This is a genomic window from Myxococcus guangdongensis, from assembly GCF_024198255.1.
GTDB classification, from domain to species: domain Bacteria; phylum Myxococcota; class Myxococcia; order Myxococcales; family Myxococcaceae; genus Myxococcus; species Myxococcus guangdongensis.
Window position 1 is genome coordinate 704535 of record NZ_JAJVKW010000003.1, and the last position, 26567, is coordinate 731101.

23 protein-coding genes and 1 pseudogene are annotated in these 26567 nt (G+C 69.5%); 12 read left to right on the plus strand and 12 right to left on the minus strand.

What is annotated here, in order from left to right:
- On the minus strand, positions 1 to 714 hold the full coding sequence (locus LXT21_RS12335) for a MotA/TolQ/ExbB proton channel family protein (RefSeq protein ID WP_254038310.1): 714 nt from the start codon (positions 712 to 714) through the stop codon (positions 1 to 3).
- Positions 715 to 887: 173 nt separating this feature from the next.
- Positions 888 to 2165: a PQQ-dependent sugar dehydrogenase gene (locus tag LXT21_RS12340; RefSeq protein ID WP_254038311.1), complete on the minus strand. Its 1278-nt coding sequence runs from the start codon at positions 2163 to 2165 to the stop codon at positions 888 to 890.
- Positions 2166 to 2313: 148 nt separating this feature from the next.
- Here LXT21_RS12340 and LXT21_RS12345 point away from each other — a divergent pair, with 148 nt between their 5' ends.
- Both LXT21_RS12345 and LXT21_RS12350 read left to right on the plus strand, forming a co-directional pair.
- A complete protein-coding gene (locus tag LXT21_RS12345; RefSeq protein ID WP_254038312.1) occupies positions 2314 to 2937 on the plus strand; it encodes an HAD family hydrolase in 624 nt (207 codons plus the stop codon).
- A 37-nt stretch (positions 2938 to 2974) separates the two neighbouring features.
- Positions 2975 to 3394 (plus strand): hypothetical protein, encoded by a 420-nt coding sequence (locus tag LXT21_RS12350; RefSeq protein WP_254038313.1) that lies wholly within the window; start codon positions 2975 to 2977, stop codon positions 3392 to 3394.
- A 10-nt stretch (positions 3395 to 3404) separates the two neighbouring features.
- Here the strand turns inward: LXT21_RS12350 and LXT21_RS12355 are convergent, their stop codons facing one another.
- Positions 3405 to 3992, minus strand: coding sequence for a hypothetical protein (locus tag LXT21_RS12355; protein ID WP_254038314.1), 588 nt, complete (start codon positions 3990 to 3992; stop codon positions 3405 to 3407).
- A gap of 180 nt (positions 3993 to 4172) precedes the next feature.
- Here LXT21_RS12355 and LXT21_RS12360 point away from each other — a divergent pair, with 180 nt between their 5' ends.
- Positions 4173 to 5111, plus strand: coding sequence for a hypothetical protein (locus LXT21_RS12360; protein WP_254038315.1), 939 nt, complete (start codon positions 4173 to 4175; stop codon positions 5109 to 5111).
- 21 nt (positions 5112 to 5132) lie between these two features.
- Here the strand turns inward: LXT21_RS12360 and LXT21_RS12365 are convergent, their stop codons facing one another.
- The 8 genes and pseudogenes from LXT21_RS12365 to LXT21_RS12395 form a co-directional block, all read right to left on the minus strand.
- Positions 5133 to 5423: a hypothetical protein gene (locus tag LXT21_RS12365; RefSeq protein ID WP_254038316.1), complete on the minus strand. Its 291-nt coding sequence runs from the start codon at positions 5421 to 5423 to the stop codon at positions 5133 to 5135.
- Positions 5424 to 5536: 113 nt separating this feature from the next.
- Positions 5537 to 6532 carry an aldo/keto reductase family protein gene (locus LXT21_RS12370; RefSeq protein WP_254038317.1) on the minus strand — a complete coding sequence of 332 codons (996 nt, stop codon included), beginning with the start codon at positions 6530 to 6532 and terminating at the stop codon, positions 5537 to 5539.
- Positions 6533 to 6544: 12 nt separating this feature from the next.
- Positions 6545 to 7027 carry a DoxX family protein gene (locus tag LXT21_RS12375; RefSeq protein ID WP_254038318.1) on the minus strand — a complete coding sequence of 161 codons (483 nt, stop codon included), beginning with the start codon at positions 7025 to 7027 and terminating at the stop codon, positions 6545 to 6547.
- Between the two features lie 50 nt (positions 7028 to 7077).
- The gene (locus LXT21_RS12380; protein ID WP_323394360.1) at positions 7078 to 7803 is read right to left on the minus strand and encodes a helix-turn-helix domain-containing protein; all 726 of its coding nucleotides are present in this window, start codon (positions 7801 to 7803) and stop codon (positions 7078 to 7080) included.
- A 141-nt stretch (positions 7804 to 7944) separates the two neighbouring features.
- Entirely contained in the window at positions 7945 to 8739 is a 795-nt protein-coding gene (locus LXT21_RS12385) for a tetratricopeptide repeat protein (RefSeq protein WP_254038320.1), read from the minus strand.
- A gap of 130 nt (positions 8740 to 8869) precedes the next feature.
- Positions 8870 to 9463 (minus strand): RHS repeat-associated core domain-containing protein, encoded by a 594-nt coding sequence (locus LXT21_RS12390; RefSeq protein ID WP_254038321.1) that lies wholly within the window; start codon positions 9461 to 9463, stop codon positions 8870 to 8872.
- Positions 9457 to 10246 (minus strand): annotated as a pseudogene (locus LXT21_RS45625) (IS5 family transposase). The gene LXT21_RS12390 and the pseudogene LXT21_RS45625 overlap by 7 nt, the downstream one beginning before the upstream one ends.
- Positions 10247 to 10370: 124 nt before the next feature.
- Positions 10371 to 12338 carry an alpha-amylase family glycosyl hydrolase gene (locus LXT21_RS12395; RefSeq protein ID WP_254038322.1) on the minus strand — a complete coding sequence of 656 codons (1968 nt, stop codon included), beginning with the start codon at positions 12336 to 12338 and terminating at the stop codon, positions 10371 to 10373.
- Positions 12339 to 12635: 297 nt separating this feature from the next.
- On the opposite strand from LXT21_RS12395, the gene LXT21_RS12400 reads away from it, so the two are divergent.
- The 9 genes from LXT21_RS12400 to LXT21_RS12440 all read left to right on the plus strand — a co-directional run bounded on the left by LXT21_RS12400 (position 12636) and on the right by LXT21_RS12440 (position 25207).
- The gene (locus LXT21_RS12400) at positions 12636 to 14231 is read left to right on the plus strand and encodes a hypothetical protein (protein ID WP_407666980.1); all 1596 of its coding nucleotides are present in this window, start codon (positions 12636 to 12638) and stop codon (positions 14229 to 14231) included.
- Positions 14232 to 14251: 20 nt separating this feature from the next.
- Positions 14252 to 15250 (plus strand): AAA family ATPase, encoded by a 999-nt coding sequence (locus tag LXT21_RS12405; RefSeq protein WP_254038324.1) that lies wholly within the window; start codon positions 14252 to 14254, stop codon positions 15248 to 15250.
- Positions 15243 to 17009: a hypothetical protein gene (locus LXT21_RS12410; RefSeq protein ID WP_254038325.1), complete on the plus strand. Its 1767-nt coding sequence runs from the start codon at positions 15243 to 15245 to the stop codon at positions 17007 to 17009. The genes LXT21_RS12405 and LXT21_RS12410 overlap by 8 nt, the downstream gene beginning before the upstream one ends.
- Positions 17006 to 17980 (plus strand): ABC transporter ATP-binding protein, encoded by a 975-nt coding sequence (locus LXT21_RS12415; protein WP_254038326.1) that lies wholly within the window; start codon positions 17006 to 17008, stop codon positions 17978 to 17980. The genes LXT21_RS12410 and LXT21_RS12415 overlap by 4 nt, the downstream gene beginning before the upstream one ends.
- Positions 17977 to 19500 (plus strand): ABC transporter permease, encoded by a 1524-nt coding sequence (locus LXT21_RS12420; RefSeq protein WP_254038327.1) that lies wholly within the window; start codon positions 17977 to 17979, stop codon positions 19498 to 19500. The genes LXT21_RS12415 and LXT21_RS12420 overlap by 4 nt, the downstream gene beginning before the upstream one ends.
- A gap of 14 nt (positions 19501 to 19514) precedes the next feature.
- A complete protein-coding gene (locus LXT21_RS12425) occupies positions 19515 to 20363 on the plus strand; it encodes a DUF58 domain-containing protein (RefSeq protein ID WP_254038328.1) in 849 nt (282 codons plus the stop codon).
- Between the two features lie 181 nt (positions 20364 to 20544).
- A complete protein-coding gene (locus LXT21_RS12430) occupies positions 20545 to 22275 on the plus strand; it encodes a vWA domain-containing protein (protein WP_254038329.1) in 1731 nt (576 codons plus the stop codon).
- Positions 22272 to 22436: a hypothetical protein gene (locus tag LXT21_RS12435; RefSeq protein WP_254038330.1), complete on the plus strand. Its 165-nt coding sequence runs from the start codon at positions 22272 to 22274 to the stop codon at positions 22434 to 22436. The genes LXT21_RS12430 and LXT21_RS12435 overlap by 4 nt, the downstream gene beginning before the upstream one ends.
- Complete coding sequence (locus LXT21_RS12440) at positions 22433 to 25207, plus strand: VWA domain-containing protein (RefSeq protein WP_254038331.1); 2775 nt, start codon at positions 22433 to 22435, stop codon at positions 25205 to 25207. Before LXT21_RS12435 ends, LXT21_RS12440 begins: the two co-directional genes overlap by 4 nt.
- A 33-nt stretch (positions 25208 to 25240) precedes the next feature.
- Here the strand turns inward: LXT21_RS12440 and LXT21_RS12445 are convergent, their stop codons facing one another.
- Entirely contained in the window at positions 25241 to 26491 is a 1251-nt protein-coding gene (locus LXT21_RS12445) for a calcium-binding protein (protein WP_254038332.1), read from the minus strand.
- Positions 26492 to 26567 lie beyond the last annotated feature (76 nt).

Sequence of the window (26567 nt, forward strand, 5' to 3'; positions counted from 1 at the left end):
CTAGCGGACCTCCGCGGCGCGGGCGGCCGTGTCCGGCGTGCGACCCGAGGCGCGCATGCTGCCGACGAGCGCGTGGCCCAGGGCGTTGGTGCGGCTGGTCACCGTCTTGAGCTGACGGTTGAAGATGTTGAACGCGACGACGGCGGGAATCGCGACGGCCAGGCCCACCGCCGTGGCGACGAGCGCCTCGGAGATGCCGGCCATGACGGTCTGCTGGATGGCCGCGCCCTTCACGTTGCTGGCGCCCAAATCGTTGAACGCCTTGATGATGCCGAGCACGGTGCCGAACAGACCGATGAACGGCGCGTTGTTGCCCAGCGTGCCCAGAAAGGACAGGAAGCGCTCGTACTGGGGACGCTCGCGCGCCATGGTGGACGCAATCACCTGCTCCACGGTGTCGGCGCCCTGCGCGCTGGAGGCGAGCGCCTCGCGGATGACGGCGGCCTCCATGCCCGTCTTGCCCTCGATGGCCTTGCGCCCCGCCTCGAAGTCGCCCTTCGCGAGCCGCACCGCGAGCGCCTCCGAGTCCGGCAGCCGGTGGCGGGTGAAGTACACCGCGCGCTCCAGCATGATGGCGATGGAGAGCACCGAGAGGACGACGAGAATCCAGAGGACCCACTCGGCGGACGTGAGCGTGACGCCGAGCAGCTTGCTGCTGAGCCAGCCGAGCTCGGAGTGCCCTGACTGGGCCAGGAGGATGGGGGGGAGCGTCATGCGCCCATCTGTTTCTCCGTCCGCCCTGAAAGTCAAATGGATCAGCCGGTTTGTCCGCTTCCCGGGCCCGCGGGCCGCGACTGGAAACACATTTGTTGCCCGGCCGTCCGCCCCTTTTCAGGCCCGGGTTCCCACGCGGACTCGGAGTGTTGGTCCGCGTGGGTCCGGCACCTTCATGGGGGCGTCATCTTGAGCAGGCGGCCGTTCGGGTCGTCGGTGAGCAGGTACAGCGCGCCCTCGGGTCCCTGCACCACCTCGCGCACCCGTGCGTTGTTAACGGGCTTGAGCCGCTCCTCGCCCACCACCCGGTCATTCTGCAGGACCAGCCGTATCAGCGCGTGCCCCGACAGCGCCCCGATGAAGATGTTGCCCCGCCACTCCGGGAACAGGTTCCCCGAGTAGATGGTCATCCCGGACGGAGATATCACTGGGTTCCAGAAGTAAACGGGTTGCTCCATGCCCGGACCCTGGCCGGACTGGTGGATGGGGGCGCCGGAGTACTCGGTGCCGTAGCCGATGGTGGGCCAGCCGTAGTCCTTGCCGCGCTCCACCAGGTTGAGCTCGTCGCCGCCCAACGGGCCCATCTCCGCCTCCCAGAGCCGGCCCCGTGCGTCGAGCGCGGCGGCCAGCACGTTGCGGTGGCCCAGCGAGAAGATTTCGGAGCGGGCGCCGACCTGGTCGTAGAAGGGGTTGTTCGAGGGCACGGTGCCGTCGGGGAAGATGCGGACAATCTTGCCGAAGTGGCTGTTGAGCTGTCGGGCCTGGACGCGGCCGGGGAGGATGGAGCGCTCGCCCAGCGTGACGAACAGGGTGCCGTCCGGGTGGAAGACGATGCGCCCGCCCGCGTGCAGCGTCGAGTCCAGCGTGGGCTTCATGCGGAAGATGACCTGCAGGCCCTCGATGCGCGGCTGGGCGCCGTCCACCAGCCGCCCGCGCGCCACGGCCAGCCCGTTGCCGTCGGTGTCGCGGCCGTTGCCCGCCTCGCGCGGCTCGTAATAGCTCCAGTAGATGTAGCGGCTCTGGGCGTAGTCGGGGCCTACCTCCACGTCCATCAACCCGCCCTGGCCCCGGCCGTCCACGGGCGGCAGTCCGTCCACGGGCGCCGACTTCGCGCCCTGCTGGGTGACGATGAAGAGCTTCCCGGTGGGCTTCTCCGTCACCAGCATCCGTCCGTCCGGGAGGAAGGCGATGGCCCAGGGGTAGTTGAAGCCAGTTGCAACGGTGGTGACTTTGTAACGCGTCTGCGAAACGACGACGGGGCCGTTCGTCTGTCCGGGGAAGGCGGGAGGGAAGGGGGACGCCAGGGCCGCGGCGCCCGGTGGGCTGGGAGGTGGCGGGGCGGGAGTGGCCTTCACGGGTGGCGGTGGGGCGGCGCTCTGGGCGTGGGCGGTTCCCGTGAGGGACAGGAAGAGGGCGCAGGCGAGACTCGACAAAGACAGACACAAGCGCATGGGGCTCCTCGGGCGGTGGTTGGAGGTCGAAGGGCAGCTAACCATCGCGTGGACGGGCTGGGTTCCGAGGCGCCAGGGGCTGTGGCCGGTTGGACAGGTGAAGGGTTCGGCGTCAGTCCTTGCGGGGCCGCGCACGTCCCTTCGGGGCATGAAGACCGTCACGACGATGACAGAGGCCGACGATGCGCCAGGGGCTGGCGACGCGGCCCGCATGCTGCTGGTGCTCGACCTGGACGAGACGTTGATTCACACGCGTGAGAAGCCGCTCGCGCGCAAGGCGGACCTCAAGGTCCACCGGCTCCACGTCTACCTGCGCCCGCATGTGGAGCGCTTCATGGCGGACTGTGCGCAGCGCTTCCGGATGGCCTTCTGGTCTGCGGCGTCGGACGACTACGTGAAGGTGCTCGCCCGGCGCCTGCTCCCGCGAGGGTGTCGGCCCGAGTTCACGTGGGGGCGGAGCCGGTGCACCTTCGCGATGGACGCGGCGCGCGTCCGGGAGGAGGGGTTCATGGACCCCTCCAGGCACTACGGCTACGTGAAGAGGCTGCGCAAGCTGCGGCGCCGGGGCTACCGACTGGAGCGCGTGCTCATCGTCGATGACACGCCCGCCACGTGTGTCCACAACTACGGCAACGCCATCTACGTGAAGCCCTTCGAGGGTGACACGGCGGATGCCGAGCTGCCGGCGCTCTCGCGCTACCTGGCGACGCTCGCGGACCTGCCCGACGTGCGACGGCTGGAGAAGCGGGGCTGGAGGACGGCGGGGACTTGAGGGACAGTCGGGAGCCTTCCTCCTGGAGGACTCCCGCATGTCGAACCAGCCGCCCGACGATTCCTGGCGCCCCGTCCCTCCGCCGCCCCGGCCGTCGCACATGCCGCCAGCGCTCGAGGCGTCGACGCGCGACCCACGGATTCCCGAGGGCAGCGCGGACTACTCCTCGGCGTTGGCGGACTCGGCGGCGTACAAGCGCGGGGACATCGCCTTCGAGGAGCTCCAGCGGCGCGTGCTCGCGCGGGCGCTCCCGCCGCACCACCTGGGGGACGCGTATCTCATGATGACGCCCCCGCCGCCGCCGCCCGGCATGCTCTCGAGCTTCAATCCCCTGCGGATGCCGGGCGACTGGCGCGGGACGTGGGGAGAAGTCGCGATGACGCTCTTCGCGGGCGACATCACCCATGAGGAATACACGCGCCTGCACGCGGCGGCGCATCCGGACTGCCGGCGCTGAGGGCCCCGCGTCACTCCGGATAGGACGACTTCGCGCTCGGCTTCGGCGCGTCGCGCTGGCGCCGGTACTCCTCCCAATTCCGGCGGGACGTGGCCTCGCTCTCGAGCTCGTGGCGCAGCTTGTCCGGGTACTCGGCGGCGATGATGGGGGCGAAGGCCTCCAGGGCCTCCTTGAGCGCGGGGAAGGGCACCACGTCCTTGTCGACGAGGATTTCCCAGGGCTCCGATGTCGAGCCCCGCTGCATGGTGAAGCCGACGCCCTGCTCCAGCCAGGTCTGGGGCACCTTGATGCGCAGGGTGCCGTGGGTGTTGCTGTCGCAGTCCTGCATGGAGACGGCTTCGGGGTGCCTGCGTCGGCCCCGGGCGTCCCACCGCTTGTATTCGATGCTGCAGGCCTCGAGCGGGCGGAGCTGCTCCTGGACGGAGGCGAGCTCGGCCAGGTCGCCCACGTCCGAGGTCCGCAGGAAGCCCTCCTTCTGCAGGCCGATGGCCACCGCGCCCAGTCCCCCGCCGACCACGAGGATGAAGCACAGCATGGCGAGCAACCACCAGCCGGATGGCTGCTTGCGGGGGCCGGGGAGGGGCGCGGGCTCATGCATGTCGAGGTCCTCGAGGGCGGCGCGTCCGAACAAGGTGGCGGCGGAGTCGTCGCAGAAGAAGGCCGCAGATACTCCGGGCTCCCCGCCCCTTAAAAGCCCCTTCGCGTCGCCGAAAGGCAGATGGAACCAGGAGGCAGGTGCCTCTTGGTGGCGCTCCGGAGCTCCGGGTACCGTGCTCCCATGACTCAAGACATCGCTCGACCCGACACCACCCCCTCCAACCCGCGCCAGGACAGCGAGGCCGTGGCGGCGCTCTCCCCAAGGGCGCGTGAGCTCGCGCGTCTGGTGGGTCGTCGCGCCGACGACGCGGCCGTGATGGCCTATGTGACGGGGGTGGGTGGGACGGTGCCCGATTCGACTTCCGACGCGGAGGACTCCGCCTTCGTCACCTCGAAGGCCGCCGGCGTGGACCTGCTGTTCACGCACCGGGTGCTGCACGAGTCCTATCCACCCATCCGCAAGGGAGCCGCCGCCTGTCTGCCGTATCTCTTCGCGGTGTGGCTGAAGCCGGGCTTCCCGGAGCCGTTGCCGTTGGGGGTGTCCCTCGACATGAGCGCGGACGCAGCGCAGGCCGTGCTGGGAGCGCCGACGGGACGGCGGGGCCTGTCGCCGAAGGGACCTCCGTACTGGACGCGGGTGCTGGACGCGGAGGCGGGGCTGTTGCTCGAGGTGGAGACCAAGAAGGTGGGGCTGGGGGTTCGGCTGAACCTGGACATGGCCCAGGAGCTCACGACGAAGCGGACGCAGGCGGGGCTCTTCCTGGGGTGGTGTGCCCGGCGCGGGCTGCTCGACGCTGGCCGCTTCGCGGCGCATGGCGTGTTGCTTGGGCGAGTGCGGAACCAGGAAGCCCAAGGCTCGGTGCTGTATGACGCGGCGCTGTCCCGGGGACTCTGGGACCGGCACCTGGTGGATGCTCCAGGGCTGCGCCGCTTCGCGCATGGCTGGTTCCACAACATGGGGGGCAGCTTCATCCGCGATGATCTGGGCAAGGTCTTCGGGATGCGCCAGGGGCCGCATGGTCATGACGAGCCCGTGCTGGACGACGACGCGTGGGCCGCCGTCGACCGGGCGACGCCCGTGTTGGATGCGCGCTTCGCGCAGTGGGTGACAACGGCTTGACGTGGGCCCACGCGAGCGCGGCTACTTGCAGATCTCCTTGGTCAGCTTGTCGCGCTGGGACTGCTCGGAGGTGGCGCGCTTGACGGCGTCCTCCATGGCGTCGTCGGCCTTCTCCAGCGCGTCGAGCGCGCGGCTGTGGGCGCGGCCCTTCTTGGCGGCGACGAGCACCTCGCGCATGTCCTTGCGGGCCTGCTTCAGGGTGGTGAGCTGACCCTCCCGCTCGACGTACTCCTTCTTCGCCGCCTTGCACTCGGGCGTCTGCGCGGACGCGCTCGACGCGAACAGGATTGCGGAGATTACGAACCAACGCACACGCCACCTCCAGGAGAAGGACCTGGGCGCGAGTATAGGGCGGCGCGGCGACGGGGTGCAGCGGCGCGAGCGCGCCGGGGCTCACGTGGAGACCCGGCGCGTCGCGTGGGGCTTCAAATCTTGCGGTCGGGCACCTCGGTGAGGGAGGGGTCGCGCTCGATGACGGGGCCGAGCACCGCGTCGATGCGGCGCAGCAGCTCCGGCTCCAGCTTCACGCCGGAGGCCTTCACGGTGTCGTGGACCTGCTCGGGGCGGGACGCGCCGATGATGGCGGAGGAGACGCCCTTGTTCTGGAGCACCCAGGCGACGGCGAGCTGGGCCATGGTGAGGCCGGCCTCCTGCGCGAGCGGCTTGAGGTTCTGCACGCGGGTGAGCACGTCCTCCTTGAGGAAGCGCGCGATGAAGCGCGAGCCGGTGGGGTCGGCGGCGCGGCTTCCCACGGGCGGCGGCTTGCCGGGGAGGTACTTGCCGGTGAGCACGCCCATGGCCATGGGGGACCAGACAATCTGACCGAGGCCCTCGTCGAGGGACGCGGGGATGACCTCGGCTTCGATGACGCGCCAGAGCATGGAGTACTGGGGCTGGCTGGAGACGAAGGGAATCTTCAGCTCGCGGGCGAGCTTCGCGCCCTGTCGAATCTGGTCGCCGGTCCACTCGGAGACGCCGATGTAGAGGGCCTTGCCCTGACGGACGATGTCGGCGAACGCGAGCATCGTCTCCTCGAGCGGCGTGGCGGTGTCGAAGCGGTGGGCCTGGTAGAGGTCCACGTAGTCCGTCTGGAGGCGGGAGAGCGAGCCGTGGATGGACTCCATGATGTGCTTGCGGGACAGGCCCCAGTCGTTCTTCCCGGGGCCGGTGGGCCAGTACACCTTGGTGAACAGCTCATAGCTGGCGCGGCGCTGGCCCTTGAGGGCGCGGCCGAGGACGGACTCGGCGCGGGTGCTCGCGTAGACGTCGGCGGTGTCGAACGTGGTGATGCCCACGTCCTGCGCGGCCTTCACGCACGCGAGCGCGGCGTCTTCTTCCACCTGGGAGCCGTGTGTGAGCCAGTTGCCGAAGGAGATTTCACTGACGGCCAGACCGCTGCGACCAAGATGACGGAAGTTCATGGGGCGGCGAGCCTAACCAGCCATGGCGCGCCTCGCACGGCTTTGGGAGGGCAACAGTCCACCGGCCCACGCCACCCAGGCGATGTAGATGAGCTGGAAGGGGATTCGCAGCCAGAAGTACCAGTCCGGGAAGGGCAGTACGTGCGAGGCGGAGTTCGCCGAGGCCTCGTGGATGTTCGCGGGGAGGATGGCCACGAGCAGCGCGATGAGTCCGAGGGACGCGAGCTTGCGGGTGCGCGGGAGGAGGAGGCCCACGCCGCCCGCGACTTCGAGCACGCCGGAGAAGAGTGTCCAGAAGCGGGGCGAGGGGAGCTGCGGCGGAATCATCGCGTCGTAGCGCGCGGGCATGAGGAAGTGCATGACGCCGGCGCCGATGAAGAAGAGGCCCGCGGCCACGGCGGCGCGGCTCGCGGGGGTGGAGAGCGCGGGCAGCCTGCGCAGCGGGGGCAGGTGGAAGAGGGCGAAGAACGAGAGCAGCACGAGGGCGAAGGACATGGCGAGGCTCCTGGCGCGGGAGGTCGGGAGGAGTCCCGGCCTGACGCTGCTCAAGATGCGTCGGGGGCCTTGGCCTGGGCTTGAACGAACTGGCTGCGACGTTGGAGGAAGGAGGGCGTGGTGCCGAACATGCGCCGGAAGGTGCGCGTCAGGTGGGCGGAGTCGGAGAAGCCGGCGGCGTGCGCGGCCTCCCCGGCGGTGCGCCCGGAGGCGATGGCGCCGGCGGCGCGTTGGAGTCGGAGCCAGAGGAGATAGGGGCGCAGGGGCACGCCGGTGGACTCGGTGAAGGCGTGCATCAGGCGGCCGGAGGAGAGCCCGGCGACCTCGGCGAGGGCTTCGAGGGAGGTGTCCTCGGGAGCGGGGTCGGAGCGCAGGTGGCGCAGGAGTTTGCGCACGCGCGGGTGCATGCGAGGTGCGTTGGTGGTGCTGGGGCCGGCGAGGGCTTCCAGCGTGGACTCCATCCACGGGCCGATGTCCGCGTGGGGGATGGGGCCCTCGCGCGGCAGACTGGAGAGCAGGGCGTCGCGCGCGGCCTCGTCGAAGAGGCGGACGGATTCGGTGAGCGAGGCGCGCAGGCGCAGGCCGTCGTGGCTCTCGGGTTCGACGAAGAGGAGGATGACCTCCGCGCCTCGGGCATCGAGCGCGTGCGGGACATCGGGACCGACGAGGACTCCGGCCGCGCGCGCGTCCTTCTTGGCCGAGTCCACGCGAATGGAGAGCGTGCCCGTGCGGCACAGCATGAGGTGCATCGCGTGGTGGGCATGCTTCGACGACATGTCCCCAGGGCCCCACATGGCGAGCGCGGCCGGCCACACCACCAAGGGCATGTCCGGCCACGGAGCGCGAGGAGCGAGGTCAGGGGGTCGGGCGAGCAGCATCCGCCCGCAGGTTACCAGCGGTCCCTGAGCGATGTGTGCTCAGAGGGGTTCGCCAAGCTGGCGAAGTCGCTCGGCTGCCTTAGAATGGCCCGCACTTGCGGCGCTCCTGAAATGCTGAACAGCTCTCGTCTTGGACTTGGGGACCCCCAGACCTTCTGAATAGATCTGTCCCAGGCTGAAGAACGCACTGGTGCTGCCTTGCTTTGCTGCCCGCTGATACCACCGAATCGCCCCCAAGTAGTCCGGAGAGCCTCGCGCCCCATTGAGCAATAGCCAGCCCAATGTACATTGAGCGTTAACATCCTCAAGGTTCGCCGCTTTCTCATACAGCCGAATCGCTCGCTCCAGGCTCTGCTTGACGCCTTTGCCTTGCTCGTAGGCAGTCGCGAGGCTGTAGATGGCCGCAGCGCTACCTCGCCGAGCACTTGCGCGGTAGAGGATTACCGCCTCGGCCCATTGGCTTGGAATGGGACTCGCAAAGAGAAGATTTGCCAGATTTGACTGAGCTTCCGAGAGTCCAATAGCAACGGCCCTCCTGTACCAGTTCTCCGCAAGCCTCCTATTCTTCCGGATCTGCGTCCCCTGTTCATAGAACAGACCGAGATTGAATGCTGCAACTGAGTCACCTTGGGCGACGGCTTTTTTGAGCCACCGTAGCGCTTGCCCGGCATCCCGTTGGACTCCATCTCCGTACATGAGATGGAGTCCGACGTTTGTCATTGCCTCAATTCTTCCGGCGCGTGCAGCTACAAGGTACGCATGGAAAAGAGCTCTGCGAGGCATGTCGGGTACGTCTTCGAGATCCCAAGCTCTTTCCATTGCGGCGATATCCAAGGGTTCGATTGAATCCTTCGGGGAGTGGCCCGCTGCTACTTTTTTCCGTCGCACCATTCGTTGAATCCGGGAGGCTTGGGTTTGATTGTCTTCTTGCCGGATTGGGGCGCCCGTATTCGAGTTTGCCTGGTTAGTCCGGTGTTGGGTGTGTTTGTTTTAAGGGGTTGTTTGTTTGGTGCGAGTTGCCAGAGAAGCCGCGTTCTCCTTTTCCCATGGGGCAAGCGCCCGGAGGTACAGGCGGATTTTGCGAAATATCATCGGCTGGCGGATCCCAGGGCATTGGAATCCAGGGGCAGGCTCCTGGGTGTGTAGCGCAATATCCAACGGCTGCGCCGACTGCCGCCCCAATGGGACCGCCAACCGCTGCGCCAGCAATTGCCACTGCAACCGGGTTTTCTTCCATTGGGTCATTGTAGGTGAGAGGGTTATTGGATGCGTATGCATACAACGGCAGTCCCTGCCCCAGTAGCGCGTACACCTGAATTGCTTCAGGGTCTTGCGATAACGGCTCCGGCTGGAGGAACCTCCCTGGCTTAGGATTGTAGTATCGCGCGCGGAAATAGTAGAGCCCAGTGCCATCGTCCTCTCGCCCTGCGAATGTCTGTGCGCTGGTTCCGGCAGTCCCGGTGTAGGCTGCTTCTCCATAGGGTTCGTAGGTGTACTCTGTTGCAAGCGTACCCAGTGCATCGGTGAGGGCGATTGTTGAGCTAACAGCCCCTAACAAATGTCAGAGCTGAGGCGGCGCAGCCGCATGATGCAGCAGCCGAGGACGAGGAATCCGAAGTGGACGTCGTCCCTGCGTTCGTCGCGGACTCGAAGTCGGCGGAGCTGGTTCTTCCAGGCCAGGGAGCGGTAGCGCCCCAGTCGCTCCTTGGATTCAACGCCCGGACGCGCAATGCGAGGAGTGATGCCGCGCAGGCGCAGACCACGTCGGTTTCTCCTCGATGCGTAGGCCTTCTGACCATGCAGTTTCCCAGGACGGAGCCGGCGCTGGCCCGACGGCGTCCTCACCGCGGGCACGGAGTCGAGGAGCGGGAAAGTTCGTGGGTGTCGTGCACATTGGCTGCAGTCACGGATTCAGTGAGCGGCAGGCCGTGGGCGTCTACGAGAAGATGATGCTTGCTACCCGCCTTCTCTCTTTCCGTCGGGTTTGGGCCTGTGAGGGCCCCCTTTTTGACGCCCGGACGGACGAGGAGTCGATGGAGGCCCGGGAGAAGTCGACCTTGCCGCGCAACCCCAGTTCGTCGAGCAACCGCTCCTGGAGGCGCTCCCACACCCCAGCCCGGATCCATTCCTCAAGCCGGCGCCAGGCCGTCATGCCCGATAGGGCGAACTGCTTGCGGGGCAGCATCTCCCAGGGGATTCCACTGCGGAGCACGAAGACGCTGGCTTCCCGCGCCGCTCTGTCGTCCGCTCGAGGACGCCCCAGCTTCTTCTTGGGGCGAGGCGGAGGCAGCAAGGGAGCCACTCGCTGCCAGAAGGCGTCAGGGACGAGTTCGCGGACCATGCCCTTCAGCCTGGAGATGGGTCTTCCCTGCGACCAACCTATCCCCGACTTTCGTTAGGCGCTGTAAGTACTGGGTGACAGGCCCAGGGAGTGAGGCCCCTCACTTTCTGCAAAAGCTCTCGGGTTACCAGCGGTCCCTGGAGAGAATCACCGCGCTGTACGCGCCCAGGGACACGGCTCCGCGCGCGGGCATTCCGTCCCGCTCCCCCCACGTGCTCCAGAAGTCGTGCACGTGCGTGCCGCCGAAGTCCGGTGAGTAGCCCTGCCAGTCGCTGTTGAACCGCACCCGCCACAGTCCATCCGAGGGCAGGCCCAGCTCGTACCCGCTGAACGTCCGGTGCCCCAGGTTCACGATGACCACCACGTCGTCACCCGCTCCACCGTGCTGCCACCGGTGGAACGCGAGCACCTTGTCGTCGTGGTTCAGGTGGAAGACGTTCACGCCCTCACCGCGCAACCCCGCGCTCGTGTCGTGCCAGTTGCGCCGCAGGCGGATGAGGTCTCGATGTGCCTGGAGGATTCCTCCGAACCAGTCCGACTTGTTCCAGTCCAACGGGTCCCCGTCATCGAAGTGTCCGTCCTCCAGGAACTCCTGCCCCATGAACAACATCGGAATCCCTGGCGCCGTCAGCGTCAGCGCCGCGCCCAGCAACGCCTTCTTCTTCGCCAGCACGTCCCCGGGGTTGTACGGCGACACCTCCGTCGGCAACCGACTGCGGCCGTTCGCCACCTCGTCGTGGCTCTCCGTGAAGATGACCCGCTGCATCGACTGACCGTTGTAGCGGAAGTACAGCGCGTCCCGGACAGCGCTCAACTCCCGCCACTCGTCGAACGGCGCTGTCAGCGCCGCACGCACCGGGTGCACGAAGGCCGCGTCCCACTGCGCGTCGAACCCCGCCCCCTGCGAATGTGTCACCGCCGGGTCCGCCGCCATGTCCTCCGCGATGAGCAGCTTCCACGGGAACTCGCGCTTCACCGCCTCGGTGATCGAGCGCAACAACTCCCAGCCCGCCGGATTGTCCACGCCGCTCGTGGTGCGAATCTCCTTCGTCGCATCCAATCGCAGCCCATCCATGTGGTACTCGCGCAGCCACATCAACGCGTTGTCGCGCAGATAGTCGCGCACCTCGTGCCGCCCGTAGTCCGGGCGCGTGTCTCCCCACGGCGTGTTCGCTCGCCAGTCCGCGTAGAAGTACACGCCCCCTCGGCCGAACGTCTCCCCATCGAAATCCCAGTGCGGCAAGTCACTGGGCCCCAGGTGGTTGTAGACCACGTCCATGATGACGCCGATGCCACGCCGGTGCGCCTCGTCCACGAAGCGCTTCAAGTCGTTCGGCGCGCCATACGTGCTCTCCGGCGCGAACGGGAACGTCGGGTTGTAGCCCCACGAGAAGTCCCCCGCGAACTCCGCCGAGGGCATCAGCTCCACCAGGTTCACTCCCAGGTCCCGCAGGTAGTCGAGCTTCTCGATGGCGCTCAACCAGTGCCCCGGCCCCCAACCCGGCGAGTCGTGGAACGTGCCGATGTGCAGCTCGTAGATGACCGTCTCGTGACGCGCCGGCATCTGGAAGTGCCCGTCGTACCGCCACACGAAGTCTCGATGGTCCAGGATGACGCTGTTGCCCGTGGAGTGCGTGACGTCCGCGGCCCTCGGGTCGTTGCGCCAGCGCCAGTCACCGTACCGGCCCTGCACGATGTACTGATACTGCTGTCCGTTGTACGCCCCCGGGATGTCCCGGGAGAAGTTGCCCGAGGGCTCGCGCGCCAGCTCCACCGCGTGCCAGTGGCTGAAGTCCCCCACCACCTGCACGCGCTGCGCATGCGGCGCCCACACGCGGAACGTCGCGCCACCGTCGTACGGAATCACGCCCATGCCTGGGCGCCATGAGGGCTCCGGCTGTGGCTCCAACGGAACGAAGGCCGTGAGCGCGCCCGGAACCTGGAGCTGCTCCGCCGGCCCGAACAACTCCGGCGCCGAGCGCGAGCGCGCGGTGCGCCGAGTCACCTCGTTGCCTCGGGCTCTGCACGCCGTCTCGCTGAAGTCCTTGCGCGGCTGGCGCACCTCGTTCGATTTCGCCTCTCGCGTCGACATGGGTTCCCCCCGGAAAGCGGATGCTTCGCGATGCGCGGCATTCCGACAGCGCGCCGCTTCCGGGGCAAAGCCCACCTTGTCGCCCCCCGTTCAGTTCAGGGCAGTGCCTGGGTGTTTTCCCGCCCTTCGAGAGCAGGCGACCGTTCAGGTCGACACGAACGCCGCCCACCCGCCCGCTCCGACGTCCGACACCGAGCGGCTTGTTCGGGCACCCCGAGTGTCCGACACTGGTCCTTCCTCATGGCCGCCAGCGAAGAACGCCGCCTCCAGGCTCTGGTGCTTGCTCCGGTGCGCCGCGTGCAGCGACGCCTCAATGCCCTCGCGTGGGCGGAGGCGGGCCTCGCTCCACTCTGGGCCACCAGCACCGCCTGCGTCCTGGCCCGGCTGCTGCTCCGCGAGCAGTGCGTCTGGGCCTTGCCGCCCCTCGTGCTCGCGGGTCTCGCGTGGTGGTGGCGGCGTGCCCGCGCTCGCCACGTCTCGCTCGAACATGCGGCCGTGCTCGCGGACCGCTCGGCCAACGCGGGCGGACTGCTCCTCACCCGGCTGGAGCGCCCCGTGGGGGAGTGGGAGCTCTCCGTCAATCAGCTCGCCCGTGAGGTGAAGTCCCCGAAGCTGAAGTGGCATCGCCCCGTGGCGGCCCTCATGGGCGCGCTGCTGTTCGCCTTCATCGGCTTCTTGATGCCGTTGCCCGCACCGCGCGCGGCTCGGGGTGTCCATGCCGCCGCCGCGGCGAAGGTGGACGCGGTGAAGGCACAGGCGGAGGCCTTGGCTCGCGAGGAGCCCCTGGGCGAGGCCGTGGAGGACGAGCTGCGTCGACTGTCCGAAGAGGTGGCTTCGGGCCGCTTCGACTCGGGTGACTGGGAGGCCGCCGACTCGATGGAGCGTCGACTCGCCGAGCGCGCCGCCGAGGCCGCCGCCGAGCTGGCCCAGGCCTCCGAGGCCGCGCGTGAGTTGGAGGAGGCTCTCGGCGCGGCGGGTGGCGCGGAGTCCGCGTCTCGTGAGCGCGAAGCCCTCGAACGCGCGCTCATGGCGCTCCAGTCTTCGGGCGCGGAAGGTTCGGCGCAAGAGGGCTCGGAGAACGGGCAGCAGGGCTCGGAGCAAGGCGCATCGAACTCGGGGCAACAGGGCGGCGAGCAGGGCGCATCGAACTCCGGGCAACAGGGCACGTCGAACTCGGGGCAACAGAACGGCGACCAGAGCGCGTCGAACTCCGGGCAACAGGGCGGCAATCAACGTGAAGGTCAGCAGGGCGCTTCGCGACAGGAACAGGCTCGCGCCCAGTCCTCCGGCTCGGTGGACCAGATCTCGGAACTTCGCCAGTCGCTGGAGCGTCGAAGGCAGTCGCTCGCCCAGCGCTTCGAGCCGCGTGAGGGGCAAGGTGCCCAGGCCTGCAACCAGCGCTCGAACTCGCGTCGTCAACAGGGCGCGAGTGGGCGCAGTGAAGGCACGCGCCAGCAATCGGGCCAGGGACAACAGGGCGGCCAGGGACAACAGGGCGGCGAAGGGCAGGAGGGTGGCGAGGGACAGGAGGGCGGCGAGGGTCAGGGCAGCGGGCGCGGTAACAGCCAGGGCCACGCGAGCCGGTCGGTGCGCCAGGGCGTGGGCTCGGGCGCTCCCTCCGAAGGAGGCGGCTCGAACCCGCTCGTCTTCGGGGGCGCGGCGGAGATGGACCCGGAGCGGCTCGCGTTCGAGCCGCTTCCGGAGGGACATGGCGGCGAGGCCGGTGAGCTGTGGGGGCTCGAGGCGGCGGACCCTCGGCGAGGCACGGGGCCCCGGGGCGCGGCGCGCGGTCAGGGGACGAGCGCTCAGGGTGACGCGGCGGCGGGGACCGGCGGACAGCCGCTGTTGCCTCGCAATCGCGACCTCGTGAAGCGGTACTTTGGTGGAGAGTAGTCCGGAAGGGGAGAACACACGTGGCAGGGGAACTTCTCAGTCCCGCCGAGGCACAGGGGGCGGCGGAGGTGGCGAACCAGCTCAAGGCTCGGCTCGACACCGTCATGCTGGACCAGCAGACCGTCGTCGAGCAGGTCGTCATGGCGGTGCTCGCGCGCGGGCACGTGCTGCTCGAGGGCCTGCCCGGCCTGGGCAAGACGGAGCTGTGCAAGTCGCTGGCGAAGCTGCTCGCGCTGCCCTTCCGCCGCATCCAGTTCACCCCGGACCTGCTGCCCGGCGACATCACCGGCACCTACGTGCTGGAGGGCGAGGGCCGCCGTGACTTCGTCTTCCGCGAGGGCCCGCTGTTCGCGAGCCTCGTGCTCGCGGACGAAATCAACCGCTCCAGCCCCAAGACGCAGGCCGCGCTGCTGGAGGCCATGCAGGAGCGCCGCGTGACGGTGCTCGGCCAGACGCGCGCGCTGCCGGACCCGTTCTTCGTGCTCGCCACGCAGAACCCCATCGAGCTGGAGGGCACCTATCCCCTCCCTGAGGCGCAGCTCGACCGCTTCCTCTTCCGCATCGAAGTGCCACCGGTGGGCGCGAAGACGCTGCGCGCGCTGCTCACCACGCGCGTGCGCGGCGCGCCGCCGGAGCTGTCCTCCGTGCTCGACGCGGAGGGGCTCGCGCGCCTGTTCAGCGCCGTGGACCGCGTCCACCTGCCCGGCCCGGTGGCGGACTTCATCGGACGGCTGGTGGAGGCGAGCGACCCGCGCCAGGGCTCCGCTCCCGAGGTCGTCCGCCGCTTCGTTCGGTTTGGCGCGAGCCCCCGCGCCGCGCTCGCGCTCGCCGCGGCCGGTCGCGCGCGGGCCTTGATGCACGGCCGGCCCAACGTCGGCTTCGATGATGTGGTGGCCGCCGCGCCCGCCGCGCTCAACCACCGGCTGGTGCTCGCGTACGAGGCCTCGTTGGAGAAGGTGTCCGCGTCGGAGGTGGTGCGCGCGCTGCTACAGGCCGTGCCCGAGGTGCCGCGTGACTAGCGTCGTGGTGCTGTCGATGTGGCTGCTCCTGGGGACTTCGCCGGAGCCGGTCGATGTGGCCGCCGCGGTGGACGTCGCCAGCGCCGCCACGGCCGTGAAGTCGCCCACCGGCTACCGCGATGCGAGCGGCTCGGTGGACTCGCTCGTCCAGGACTACCTGCGCGTCACGGTGCGCCGGGGCTCGCTCAAGCCCCAGCGTGGCTACTGGGCGGCGGAGGTCACCCTGCACAACGGAGACGCCCAGCCGCATCCGGTGCACCTGTCGTTCCGTCCTTCCTATGGCGACGTCACGCACTCTGTCGTGCGCACGGTGGAACTGGCGCCCCGCCAGCGGCTGGTCACCTGGTTGATGGCGCCCGTGGCCTGGCACTCCGGCTCGCTGACCGTCGAGATTCCCGGCCTGCCGCCCATCACCGAGCACCTGTTCCCCGACAATGATCGCTTCGAGCCCGTGCTGGTGGTGGGCAACAGCGAGTCCTTCGAGGCCGCCACGGGGCTGTCCAAGACGCCCGAGCAGGAGGACCCGCTGTTCGCCGTGCGCTTCATCGAGGCGCAGGACGCGCCGCGCGAGCTGGCGGCGTACGCGGGCTTCGAGATGGTGGTCCTCACGGAGACGGCGACCAAGGTCCCCGCGGACGTGTGGGCCGTGCTCGAATCGTATGCGCTGTCTGGCGGCCGGCTCGTCGTCGCCAACCCGCCGAGGGATTTGCGCGAGCGGCTGCAACTGCTCCAGTCCGTCCCGGTCCAGGACGGGCCCTATGCCTTCGGTGGCGTGTGGACCTGCGACGACTCCAAGGCCACGTGTCGTCACAAGATTCAGTCGGAGCTGTCGGGCCTCACGGATGACAACCGAGGCAAGACGCGTCCGCAGGGGCTGCGCGCGCGGTGGGCGTCGAGGGTGTCCTTCGGCGATGACGAGGCGCCGCTCCTGGGCACCGCGCGCGCGCCGGTGGGGCCGTTCCTGCTCCTGATGACGGCGTTCGCGCTGCTGGTGGGGCCGGGAGCCTGGTGGCTGACGAAGCGCAAGGGACCGGTGGCGGTGCTCATCGCGGTGCCCGCCGTGTCGCTGGTGACGTGCCTGGTGCTCATCGCCTGGTCCGTGCTGGTGGATGGCTTCGCGGTGCACACGGCGCGCTACAGCCTGACGTACCTGGATGGTGCCCGGGCCCGCGCGGTGACGGTGGGGCTGTCGGGTTGGTACGCGAACCTGTCGCCCGACCCGCTGCGCCTGCCCGCCTCGAGCGTGCTCATCGCTCCGCACGACACGGAGGACCTGATGGCCGACATGGACTGGACGGGCGGGCTCACCGTGGGAGATGGCTTCCTGCCGCCGCGCACCTATCGCGAGTGGGGAGAGCTCGCGGTGGTGCCTTCGCGCGCCCGACTGGTGCTGGTCGAGACGGGCGGCGAGCCCAAGGTCCAGAACGCGCTGGGGGTCGCCGTGGAGGAAGGCGCCGTGCGCTGGAACGGACAGGTGCGCCGGCTGCCCCGGCTGGCGGATGGCGAGGAGGGTGTGCTGGGGGCTCCGGAGCCGAACCTGGGGCCCGCGCAGGCCACCGCGGTGGAGACGCTGGTGGAGACGGGCATGACCCCCGCGGCCCAGTACCGACTCCATGGCGCGCTGCCGCTCTTCCAGCGGGACTTGAAGGAGAAGGAGTTCGTCGTGCGCACGAGTGGCCCGGGCCCACTGCCCACCAGCGCCTTGAGCGCGGAGGTGGAGGCGGGCGTGCATCTGATTCGGGGCGAGGTGAGGCCATGAGTCCGTTGCTGGAGGTGAAGGGCCTGAGGCGCGACTACGGCCCCTTGCGGGCGGTGGATGACGTGTCCTTCAAGCTGGAGGCGGGCAGCATCCTGGGGTTCATCGGCCCGAACGGCGCGGGCAAGAGCACCACGCTGCGCATCCTCGCGACGCTGGACGCGCCCACGTCCGGTGAGGTGCTGCTCGGAGGCCACTCGCTGGTGGACACGCCGGACAAGGTGCGTCCGCTCATCGGCTACATGCCGGACCGGTATGGCACCTATGACGACGTCACCGTCTTCGAGTTCCTGGACTTCTTCGCGCGCGCCTATGGGCTGACGGGCGCGAAGCGGCGCCAGCGCGTGGAGTCGGTGATGGGCTTCACGGGCCTGGGGCCGCTGGCGGACAAGCTCACCACCGCGCTGTCCAAGGGCATGCGGCAGCGCGTGGCGTTGGGGCGCACGCTGTTGCACGACCCCCAGTTGCTGCTGTTGGACGAGCCGGCGGATGGCCTGGACCCCCGGGCGCGCATCGAGCTGCGCGAGCTGCTGCGGGCGCTGGCGGACCAGGGCAAGGCGGTCATCATCTCCAGCCACATCCTCACGGAGCTGGCCGAGATTTGCGACACGTGCGCCATCATCGAGCAGGGGCGCCTGTTGGCCACGGGCAAGGTGGAGGACCTGCTCCAGCAGGACTCGAACCTCGCGTCGGTGGAGCTGACGGTGCGCCTGGCGGCGGGGTCGGAGTCGGAAGGTGCGTGGGCGCGCGCGGAGCGGCTCTTGTTGGAGCAGCCGCGGGTGTCGCGGGTGTCGAAGGAGGGTGAGGCCCTGCGCGTGAGCCTGGAGTTGGAGCCCGGCACGGGCGCGGACGTGGCGTCGGCGGCGCTCTTGGCGGCGCTGGTGACAGCGGGGCTGCCGGTGTGCGCGTTCGGCATGCGCGAGCGCAACCTCGAGGATGCCTTCATGACGGTGACGAAGGGGAGGCTCGCGTGAGCACACCCATGGAGACGGCCTCGGGTGCGCCCGTGGCGGAGTCGGCCGGTGGCGCGGTGCCCGCCAGTGGTGGCGACTTCCAGGCGCGCTGGGGGGACAGGCTCAACCCGTTGGTGGTGAAGGAGGTCCGGCAGGGCTTTCGCACGCGCATCTTCTGGGCGTGCTTCGGGTTGATGTTGCTGTCGTGCGTGGTGCTGTCGCTGGTGGCCTTCGTGCAGACGCGGGACGCGGCGTTCTCCCAGTTCGGGCAGACGTACTTCTACGCATTCTTCGTGTGCCTGGCAGTGGTGCACTTCTTCGTGATTCCGTACAGCGCGTACCGCTCGCTGGCGCGGGAGCGCGAGGACGACACGTGGGTGCTGCTGGTGCTCACGGGGCTGGGGCCTCGGAGGATTCTGCGGGGCAAGGTGCTGTCGTTCCTGGTGCAGGCGGCGCTGTATGCCTCGGCGGTGGGGCCCTTCCTGCTCTTCAGCTACTACCTCAACGGCATCGCGCTGCCGACCATCCTCGTGGTGCTGGGGTTGAGCGCGGCGTGGCTCGTGTTCCTCACGGTGGTGGCGGTGTGCGCGTCGACGCTGGCGGACAGCCGGATGGGGCGCGGCCTGGTGCACTTCGTGGTGCTGGGCGCGTTGGGCCTCGCGTTCGTGATGGCGCTCGGCATCGCCAACGCATTGACGGACGCGGCGGACCGGCTGCTGCACACGGATGGGGTGTTGCTCGCGATGGGCATCACGCTGGGGGTGATGTTCCTGGACGGGTGGCTGTTGTTCGAGGTGGCCGCGTCGCGGCTGTCGCTGTCCACGGAGGACTACACGCGCGGCCCGCGTCGGGCCGTGGCGGCGCAGATGGTGTTGGCGTTGATGGGAGGCCTGGTGCTCTGGTGGGTGGATGACCAGAAGCACGTGGTGACGGAGGTGTTCGCCACGCTGGGGACGGTGCACCTGACGCTGGTGAGCCTGTTCATGGCCTCGGACGTGGATGGACAGGCGCGCGCGTTGCGAGCGGGCACCGGGCCGTGGTCGCTGCTGCGGCCGGGCGCGCTGCGGGGCTTCCGGCTGACGGTGTTGCTGCTGGTGGGCTGGAACGTGGCGTGGCTCCTGGCGGCGCACTTCTCCGAGCACACGTCGTCGCGCAGCGAGCCGTTCCGCATGGTGATGGCGGTGATGCCGGCGTATGCGGTCCTCTATCTGTCGCTGGCGTTGTTGTTGGGGCGGATGCCGAAGTCGGACCGGTTCTCCTCGCCCGCGGCGGTGCGGCTGCTCTTCGTGGCCACGGTGGGGGTGGCCGCGGGCCTGCCGCCGCTCTTCGCGGAGGTGGTGGGGCTGGAGGCGGGCGACTCGTTGATCAACCTCCTGAACCCGGTGGTGGGGGTGGCCAACTTCTCGTCGCACGACTACTCGACGGGGCTGCCCGAGATGTCCTGGGCCATGGTGGGCTTCCTGGGAGGACTGGCGCTGTTGTGCGCGTTCATGGCCGACCGGGTGCTCGCCGAGCGTGAGAAGCGGGCCCATCGGCTGTGAGCGGGCCTGTTCCCATGGACGAAGCGGCGGTGGGGCGGCTGGCCCCGGGGCTCGCGCTGGCGCTGCCGCGAGGGCCACACCGGGGCCGGGTGGGCGAGGTGCGCGCGTCGTCGATGGGGAGCTCGCTGGAGCTGCATGACTTCCGGACGTACCAGCCGGGAGATGACTTGCGGCAGCTCGACTGGAACGCGGTGGCGCGGACCGATGAGCTCATCCTCCGGGTGCGGCAGGACGAGGTGTCGCCCCGGGTGGAGGTGGTGGTGGATGGCTCGCGCTCCATGGCGTTGTCACCGCGGAAGGCCGCGTGTGCGAAGGAGGTGGCGCTCTTGGCGTGCGAGGTGGCGGCGCGGCAGGGGTTGAGCCCGACGTTGCTCACCACGGCGGTCCGTTCGGAGCGGATGCAGGGGGCGGGGTGTCGGGCGGTGCTGCGGGCGCTCGAGTTCGATGCGCGGGATGACCTGGCGACGGCGCTGGGGCGACTGCCTCCGCCCCGGCCCTGCGGGCTGCGCGTGGTGGTGAGTGACTTCCTGTTCGAGGCGGACCTGCCGGCGCTGGTGTCGCGGTTGTCGCGTGGCGCGGCGGGGTGCTTCCTGGTGCAGGTGTTGGATGAGGAGGACCTGTCGCCTTCTGGGGGTGAGGGCGCGAGGTTGGTGGATTCGGAGAGCGGCGCGGCGCTGGAGGAGTTGCTGACGGAGGACGTGCTGGCGGCGTATGCGCGGCGCTTCGAGGAGCATCAGCGCTTGCTGCGGGGCGCGGCGCTGCGTGCGCGTGGGTGGCTGGTGACGGCGCCCGCCACGGAGTCGCTGGCCGCGCTGGTGGCGGGGCCGCTGCATCCGCTCTTCGTGGCGGGAGGTGGCGCGTGAGGGGCGTGCGTGCTTCGGGCTCCGGTGCCCCGGGTGGTCGAGGTGTGGGGCGGCGGCCTCCTCTCGCGCGTGGAGGTGAGCGCGCGTCCTCGAGCGGTGTGTGGCGAGGCTTCGCTCCGATGCACGGCTGTGAGCGCGCGCTCGGGAGCATCGACCCGGCCCTCGGAGTGGGAGGTGGCGCGTGAGCTTCGGCTTCCCCTGGGGGCTCTTGGCCCTGGGCGCGCTGGTGCCGTTGGTGGCGGCGTACTTCCTGCGGCGTCGTCAGAAGCCGGTGGTGGTGAGCGCGCTGTTCCTGTGGCGCACGCCGAGCCCTCGCGCCGAGGCGGGGCCTCGCTGGGAGCGCTTCACGCGCGAGGTGTCGCTGTTGCTGGAGGTGCTCGCGGTCATCGCCGCGGCGCTGTACCTGGCGGACGTTCGACTGGGCGAGTCGGCCCGGAGTCGGCACCTGGTGCTCGTGGTGGACGGCAGCCTGTCCATGTCCGCGCGGGGGCCCGACGACGTGTCGGTGATGGAGCGGGTTCGCCGCGAAGCCTCGAACCGCGTGGACACCGCGAAGGCCACGCGTGTGACGCTGCTGGCCACCGGCCTGACGCCACGGGTGCTCGCAGGGCCGGAGGCGGAGCCGTCGCGGGCATTGGCCGCGCTGAGGTCCTTCGAGGCCATGGGCGCGGACCATGACCCCATCCCCACGCTGCTGTGGGCACAGGAACTCGCGGGTCCGGGCAAGAACGTGGACTTCTTCACCGATGCACCGCCAGTCGAAGGACTCGTGGTTCCCGCGCCGGTGCGATGGACGGCGCTGGGCACGGCGCGTGACAACGTGGCGCTCGTCTCCGCGCAGAGGAAGGACGAGGGCGGCGCGTCGACGGTGACGCTGCGGGTGGCGCGCTTCGGTGCGAGCCCGGATTCGGTGTCGGTGCGGATGACCGCACAGCCTGGGGCGGGCGCGAAGCAAGGGACGTCGCGCGCGGAGACGGTGTCGTTCAAGGACGGAGAGACGGCCACGGTGCGCGTCACGTTCCAGGATGCCGGAGAGGTGAGCGTCTCCATCGCGCCAGACGCGTTGCCGGAAGACAACCGGGCGATGCTGCCCGTGTCGTCGGCGCGGCCGCTCGCGGTGCGCCTGGCGCAGGGACTGGGGCCGCTGGAGCGGGGCGCGCTGGAGCGCTTCGTCTCGGCCATCCCGGACCTGTCGCGCGAGGCGACGGAGGGGGACGTGTTGCTCATCGGTTCACAAGGTACGGACGCGAGGGTGACGGTGGGGGCGACGGGCAAGCCCCGGACCTTCGTGGGTCCGTTCTTCTCCGAGAAGGGCCATCCGTTGCTCGACGACGTGCAGCTCGCGGGGGTGCGTTGGTCCGCGGGAGAGAACCCGCCTGGACGTCCGCTCATCACGGCGGGGGAAGCGGTGCTGGTGTCCGAGGGGGACGACGGTCGTGTTCACCTCAACATCGACCTGGCCCGTTCCAACGTCCAGCGTGTGTCCGCGTGGCCGGTGTTGCTGGGCAACGTGGTGCGCGAGGCGCGTCGCTCGCGAGAGGGCTTCGCGCGAAGGCAGCTCTCGCTGGGCGAGCCGCTCCAGGTGGTGACGCTTCCTGGCGAGCGCTACACGCTGGTGGGACCGGAGGGGGAGCGGCCCGTGTTCGGCGCTGGCGCGGTGAGTCTGCCTCCGCCTGCCTCGCCCGGCCGCTACGAGCTGAAGCGCGACGGCGAAGTCGTCGATGCCGCGGCGGTGCTGACGATGGATGCGCGCGAGTCGGACCTTCGTGGACGCGGCAGCGTGGACCTTCCTCCTCGTGAGTCCGGCGAGGACGAGGAGGGTGCGGGTGCGTCCGAGCGGATGCGTTGGCCGTTGGTGCTGCTCCTGCTCGCGCTGATGGGCGACTTCTACGTCACGAGGCGGGTGTCATGACCTTCACCGTTCCCGCCAGGCCGGCCGTGATGCCGTCTCCACGCACGCTGATGGGCGACTTCTACGTCACTGGGGGATTCGCGCTCCCACGAATGGTGGCCACGGCGCGGCTCTCGCGAGTCCTGATGAAGGACGTCCACGTCGCGAGGTGGGTGTCATGACCTTCACGCTCCCCCAGGCGTGGATGCTGCTCATCCCACTGGGTCTCTTCCTGTGGAAGTACGGCCGCAGGCCGGGTCCACCCATGTGGCTGCGCGGCGCGCTGCTCGTGCTGGTGGTCGGTGCGCTCTCCGGTCCGAGCTGCCGTCGCGAGGATGCGGGCAGTGACGTGGTCGTCGTGGTGGACCGCTCCGCCTCCATGCCTCGCGACGTGGACCGCACAGCGCAGGAGCTCGTCTCGCACCTGGAATCACAGCGGCGTCCCGGGGACCGCGTGGGTGTCATCACCTTCGGCCGCGAGGCCCGGGTGGAACAACCCCTGTCCTCGATGGGCGCCTTCGGAGGCTTCAGCCGGCCGTTGAACACGGAGGCGTCGGACCTCTCCGCCGCGCTCGACGCCGCCAATGTCCTCATCCCGCAGGAGCGCACTGGCCGCGTGCTCGTCCTCTCCGATGGCCGCGCCACCGGCACGGATGCGCGAGGCGCTGCACGCCGGCTCGCGGCACGGGGCATCGCCGTGGACTGGCGACAGCTCGCCCGGCCAGAGCCCGCGCTGGACGTCGCCGTCGTCTCCCTCGACGTGCCCACCTCCGTGGCCACGCGCGAGCCCTTCCAGTTCTCCGCCCAGGTGCATGCCTCGGCGGCCGTCACCGGCACCGTGCGCCTGGAGCGCAATGGCCGAGTCATCGTGAAAGGCCCCTTCGACTTCCTCCCCGGCCCCAACGTGTTGCCGCTCAGGGACCTCATCGAGGAACCCGGCCTCGCGCGCTACCAGCTCACCGTGGAGGTCCCCGGTGACGGCGTCGTCGAGAACGACAAGGGCCTCGCGGTGCTCCGCGTCGAGGGCCCGGGCCGCGTGCTGCTGCTCACCCATCAACCCAAGGGCACGCTCGCGCAGGCGCTCCAGGCCACGGGCCTGCTCGTCGATGTCCGCGCGCCCTTCCGACTGTCCCTCGATGACCTCGACGGCGTGGGCAGCGTGGTCCTGGAGAACGTGGACGCGAACCTGCTCGGCGAACCGGGCCTCAACGCGCTCGCGTCCTACGTGGAGCAGGCCGGCGGCGGGCTCGTGATGACGGGCGGTCGCGAGAGCTTCGGCGAGGGCGGCTACCGTCGCTCACCCATCGAACCCCTGCTGCCCGTGTCGCTGGAGATGCGCGAGGAGGTTCGCCGCGCCTCCATCGCCATCAGCATCCTGATGGACTGCTCGTGCTCCATGGGCGCCACCGTGCCCGACGGGCGCACGAAGATGGAGGTGGCCGCGGAGGGCGTCGTCGCCGCGCTCTCACTGCTCAACCCCCAGGACGAGGCCTCCGTGCACATGGTGGACACGGAGACGCACGAAATCTTCCCACTGCGCTCCGTGCAGGCGGGCCTGCCCTTCGACAAGGTCGCCCAGGGCTTCAGCGGAGGCGGAGGCATCTACGTGGGCGAGGCGCTGCGCTCCGGCCGGAAGCAAATCCTCCAGAGCGACAAGGCCACGCGCCACGTGCTGCTCTTCTCCGACGCGGCGGACTCCGAGGAGCCCGACGACTTCCGCCGTACGCTCGAGGAGCTCCAGTCCAAGTCGGTGACGGTGTCGGTCATCGGCCTGGGCACGCCGAAGGACTCCGACGCCAAGCTGCTCATGGACGTGGCCCAGCGCGGCGGCGGGCGCATCTACTTCGCCGAGGACGCGATGAGCCTGCCGCGCATCTTCAGCCAGGAGACGCTCGCGGTGGCCCGGGCCACGTTCATCGACGAGCCCGTGTCGATGGAGGCCGCGCCCGACCTGCCGCTCCTGGGTCGGCTCCCCTCCGACGGCCTGCCCCAGGTGGGTGGCTACAACCTCACGTACCTGCGCCCTCAAGCCAACGTGGCGCTGCGCACGCTCGACACCCACGCGGCGCCGGTGCTCGCGATGTGGCCCCGGGGCGCGGGCCGCACCGTGGCCTTCACCGCCGAGGTCGACGGCCCGTTCACCGGAGAGCTGCGCCAGTGGGGCTCGCTGCGCGCGACGCTGGAGGCGATGGTGCGCTGGACGCTGGCGGGTTCGTCTCCGCTGGGTGAGGCGGTGGTGCGCTCCGAACGCCGGGGCCACCTGCTGCGCGTGACGCTGGACCTGCCCCCGGATGCCCCGCTGCCCGGCACGCTGCCCTCGATGATGTTGCTCGCGGGTGATGGGAAGTCGGAGCCAGTGGAGGTCCCCATGCGCTGGGAGGATGATGACCGGCTGGTGGCGGAGCTCCCGCTGGAGGGAAGCGGCACCTGGCACCCGGTGGTGCGCGTGGGCACGCGCGCCCTGAGGGCGCCGCCCGTCGCGCTGCCGTACGCCCCGGAGTTCGAGCCGGGAAGCCCGAAGGAGGGACTGGCGCTGCTGCGCGCCCTCGCCGCCGTGGGCGGGGGTGTGGAGCGACTGTCCATGACGGGCCTCTTCGCCGAGGCCCCCGAGTCCGAGGGACAGCTCGCGCTGGCGCCCTGGCTCATCTCGCTCGCGATGCTCGTGCTGCTCGCCGAGGTCGCCGTGCGGCGCTTCCTCTCCGCGCCACGGCAGCGCGTGGCGACAGCGGCCCCCGTGACTTCACAGGGCACCGTCACGCCGAGAGGGGCCGCTCCCGGCGTGACGATGCCCACACCCGACAGCACACGGGGCGCCTTGGAGTCGCCCGCGTCCACTTCGAGCACCCCGGAGCCGAAGACAGACACCTCCGGGGCGAAGCCAGCGGGGGAGGGCGGCGTGGACTCGGCGCTCGATGCCGCGCGCGCCCGCTCCCGTCGTCGGCTGGACCGGTGAGCGGCGATTCGCGCCGCCCATCTCGGGCCAGGTTCACAGATACGGCGTGGAGCTCACCGGATTGCCGAACTCGCTCTGGAGCGTGTTGCGCACGGACATGCTCACGGGCCACCGCCAGGCAATCTCGAACACGTCGGCCAGGTTGACGTTGGCCGCGCGGCTGGCGGCGAGCACGAAGTTGTCCGCCGAGGTGTAGGGGCTCGTCGCCGTGCCGGTGATGGCGCCCACCTTGCGCCAGAGCTGGAAGATGAAGGGCCAGCCATGGACGTGCTTGAGCCGGAGCACGAAGGAGGCGAACAGGTCCGTCGTGTCCATGCCGCCGACCCCCTGCTTCACGAGCAACGTGTTCGCCCAGTCATGCTGGTAGCACGTCGTGCTGCCCGGCGAGACGCGCGTGCCGGAGACGCCCGGCGTCGTGCACGGCGCCGTGGCGATGCGGTACGTGTTCGCCAGGGCCTTCACGTTGTTGTAGAGGCTCGCGTGCCCCGTGGAGACGGGCAGCGCGTAATAGTCCATGGACAGGAAGCGCATCAGCACCGCGTAGCCCGTCACCATGGCGTGGGCGTAGTTGCCGTTGGTGGACGCGAGCTGGTTCTCATAGAACCAGAAGTTGCGGCCCAGCTCGTAGAAGCCCGTGTTGTTGAGCGTCCCCACCAGGGCTTCCGCGCAGATGTCCGTCTGGTACAGGTTGTAGCGGAACTCGATGCCCGTCTGGCCGCGCTCACCGCAGGCCGGGTCCGTGGAGCTGCCGCAGCCCGTCGCGTACCCGGAGGGCAGCACGGCCATGCTGTTCAAGCCGAAGTAGTTGCGGAAGAGGGAGGGCTGAGCGCCCGTGACGTCCTTGTAGAAGGTGTAGCCCCGGTCGAACCCATCCACCAGCAGGGCCATCTGCGCGGTGATTTCCTTCGTCGGGTTCGCGCAGGTGGTGGTGTCCGGCGTGCGCAGGGCGATGTACTGCCCCTTCCAGACGAAGAGCGAGTGCGTCAGCCCCTGCTGCGACGTGTAGTTCGCGCGCAGCTGGCAGTACCAGGAATAGGCGTCGTTGAAGTTGCGATACGCGGCCTGGAAGCCATTCGTGTGCTGCGTCTGGCACGCCTGGTTGAGGTCCATTCCCAGGTACTGGCCATTCTTGTAGCAGGACCAGCCATAGGCATTGTTCGCCGTCAGCGTGGCGAAGGCTCCCGAGCCATAACGCTGCACGCAGTGCGCGGTGAGGTCCAACCCGGGCAGTTGGAGGGCCGCCTGTGCGCTCCCCGGCGCGACGGCTCCCCAAACCAACGCCACGGCTCCCACGACCCCAAGACATGAACGGGCAATCGCGGAGCGCTTCGCGCCCCACGGATGGTGCTGAGACATGTGG

Coding starts and splice junctions, on each gene's coding strand:
- LXT21_RS12355 (WP_254038314.1), bottom strand. CDS start 3,992: ATGCATGAGCCCGCGCCCCTCCCCGGCCCCCGCAAGCAGCCATCCGGC.
- LXT21_RS12360 (WP_254038315.1), top strand. CDS start 4,173: ATGACTCAAGACATCGCTCGACCCGACACCACCCCCTCCAACCCGCGC.
- LXT21_RS12425 (WP_254038328.1), top strand. CDS start 19,515: ATGGACGAAGCGGCGGTGGGGCGGCTGGCCCCGGGGCTCGCGCTGGCG.
- LXT21_RS12345 (WP_254038312.1), top strand. CDS start 2,314: ATGAAGACCGTCACGACGATGACAGAGGCCGACGATGCGCCAGGGGCT.
- LXT21_RS12375 (WP_254038318.1), bottom strand. CDS start 7,027: ATGTCCTTCGCCCTCGTGCTGCTCTCGTTCTTCGCCCTCTTCCACCTG.
- LXT21_RS12370 (WP_254038317.1), bottom strand. CDS start 6,532: ATGAACTTCCGTCATCTTGGTCGCAGCGGTCTGGCCGTCAGTGAAATC.
- LXT21_RS12415 (WP_254038326.1), top strand. CDS start 17,006: ATGAGTCCGTTGCTGGAGGTGAAGGGCCTGAGGCGCGACTACGGCCCC.
- LXT21_RS12340 (WP_254038311.1), bottom strand. CDS start 2,165: ATGCGCTTGTGTCTGTCTTTGTCGAGTCTCGCCTGCGCCCTCTTCCTG.
- LXT21_RS12395 (WP_254038322.1), bottom strand. CDS start 12,338: ATGTCGACGCGAGAGGCGAAATCGAACGAGGTGCGCCAGCCGCGCAAG.
- LXT21_RS12435 (WP_254038330.1), top strand. CDS start 22,272: ATGACCTTCACCGTTCCCGCCAGGCCGGCCGTGATGCCGTCTCCACGC.
- LXT21_RS12440 (WP_254038331.1), top strand. CDS start 22,433: ATGACCTTCACGCTCCCCCAGGCGTGGATGCTGCTCATCCCACTGGGT.
- LXT21_RS12380 (WP_323394360.1), bottom strand. CDS start 7,803: ATGTCGTCGAAGCATGCCCACCACGCGATGCACCTCATGCTGTGCCGC.
- LXT21_RS12335 (WP_254038310.1), bottom strand. CDS start 714: ATGACGCTCCCCCCCATCCTCCTGGCCCAGTCAGGGCACTCCGAGCTC.
- LXT21_RS12350 (WP_254038313.1), top strand. CDS start 2,975: ATGTCGAACCAGCCGCCCGACGATTCCTGGCGCCCCGTCCCTCCGCCG.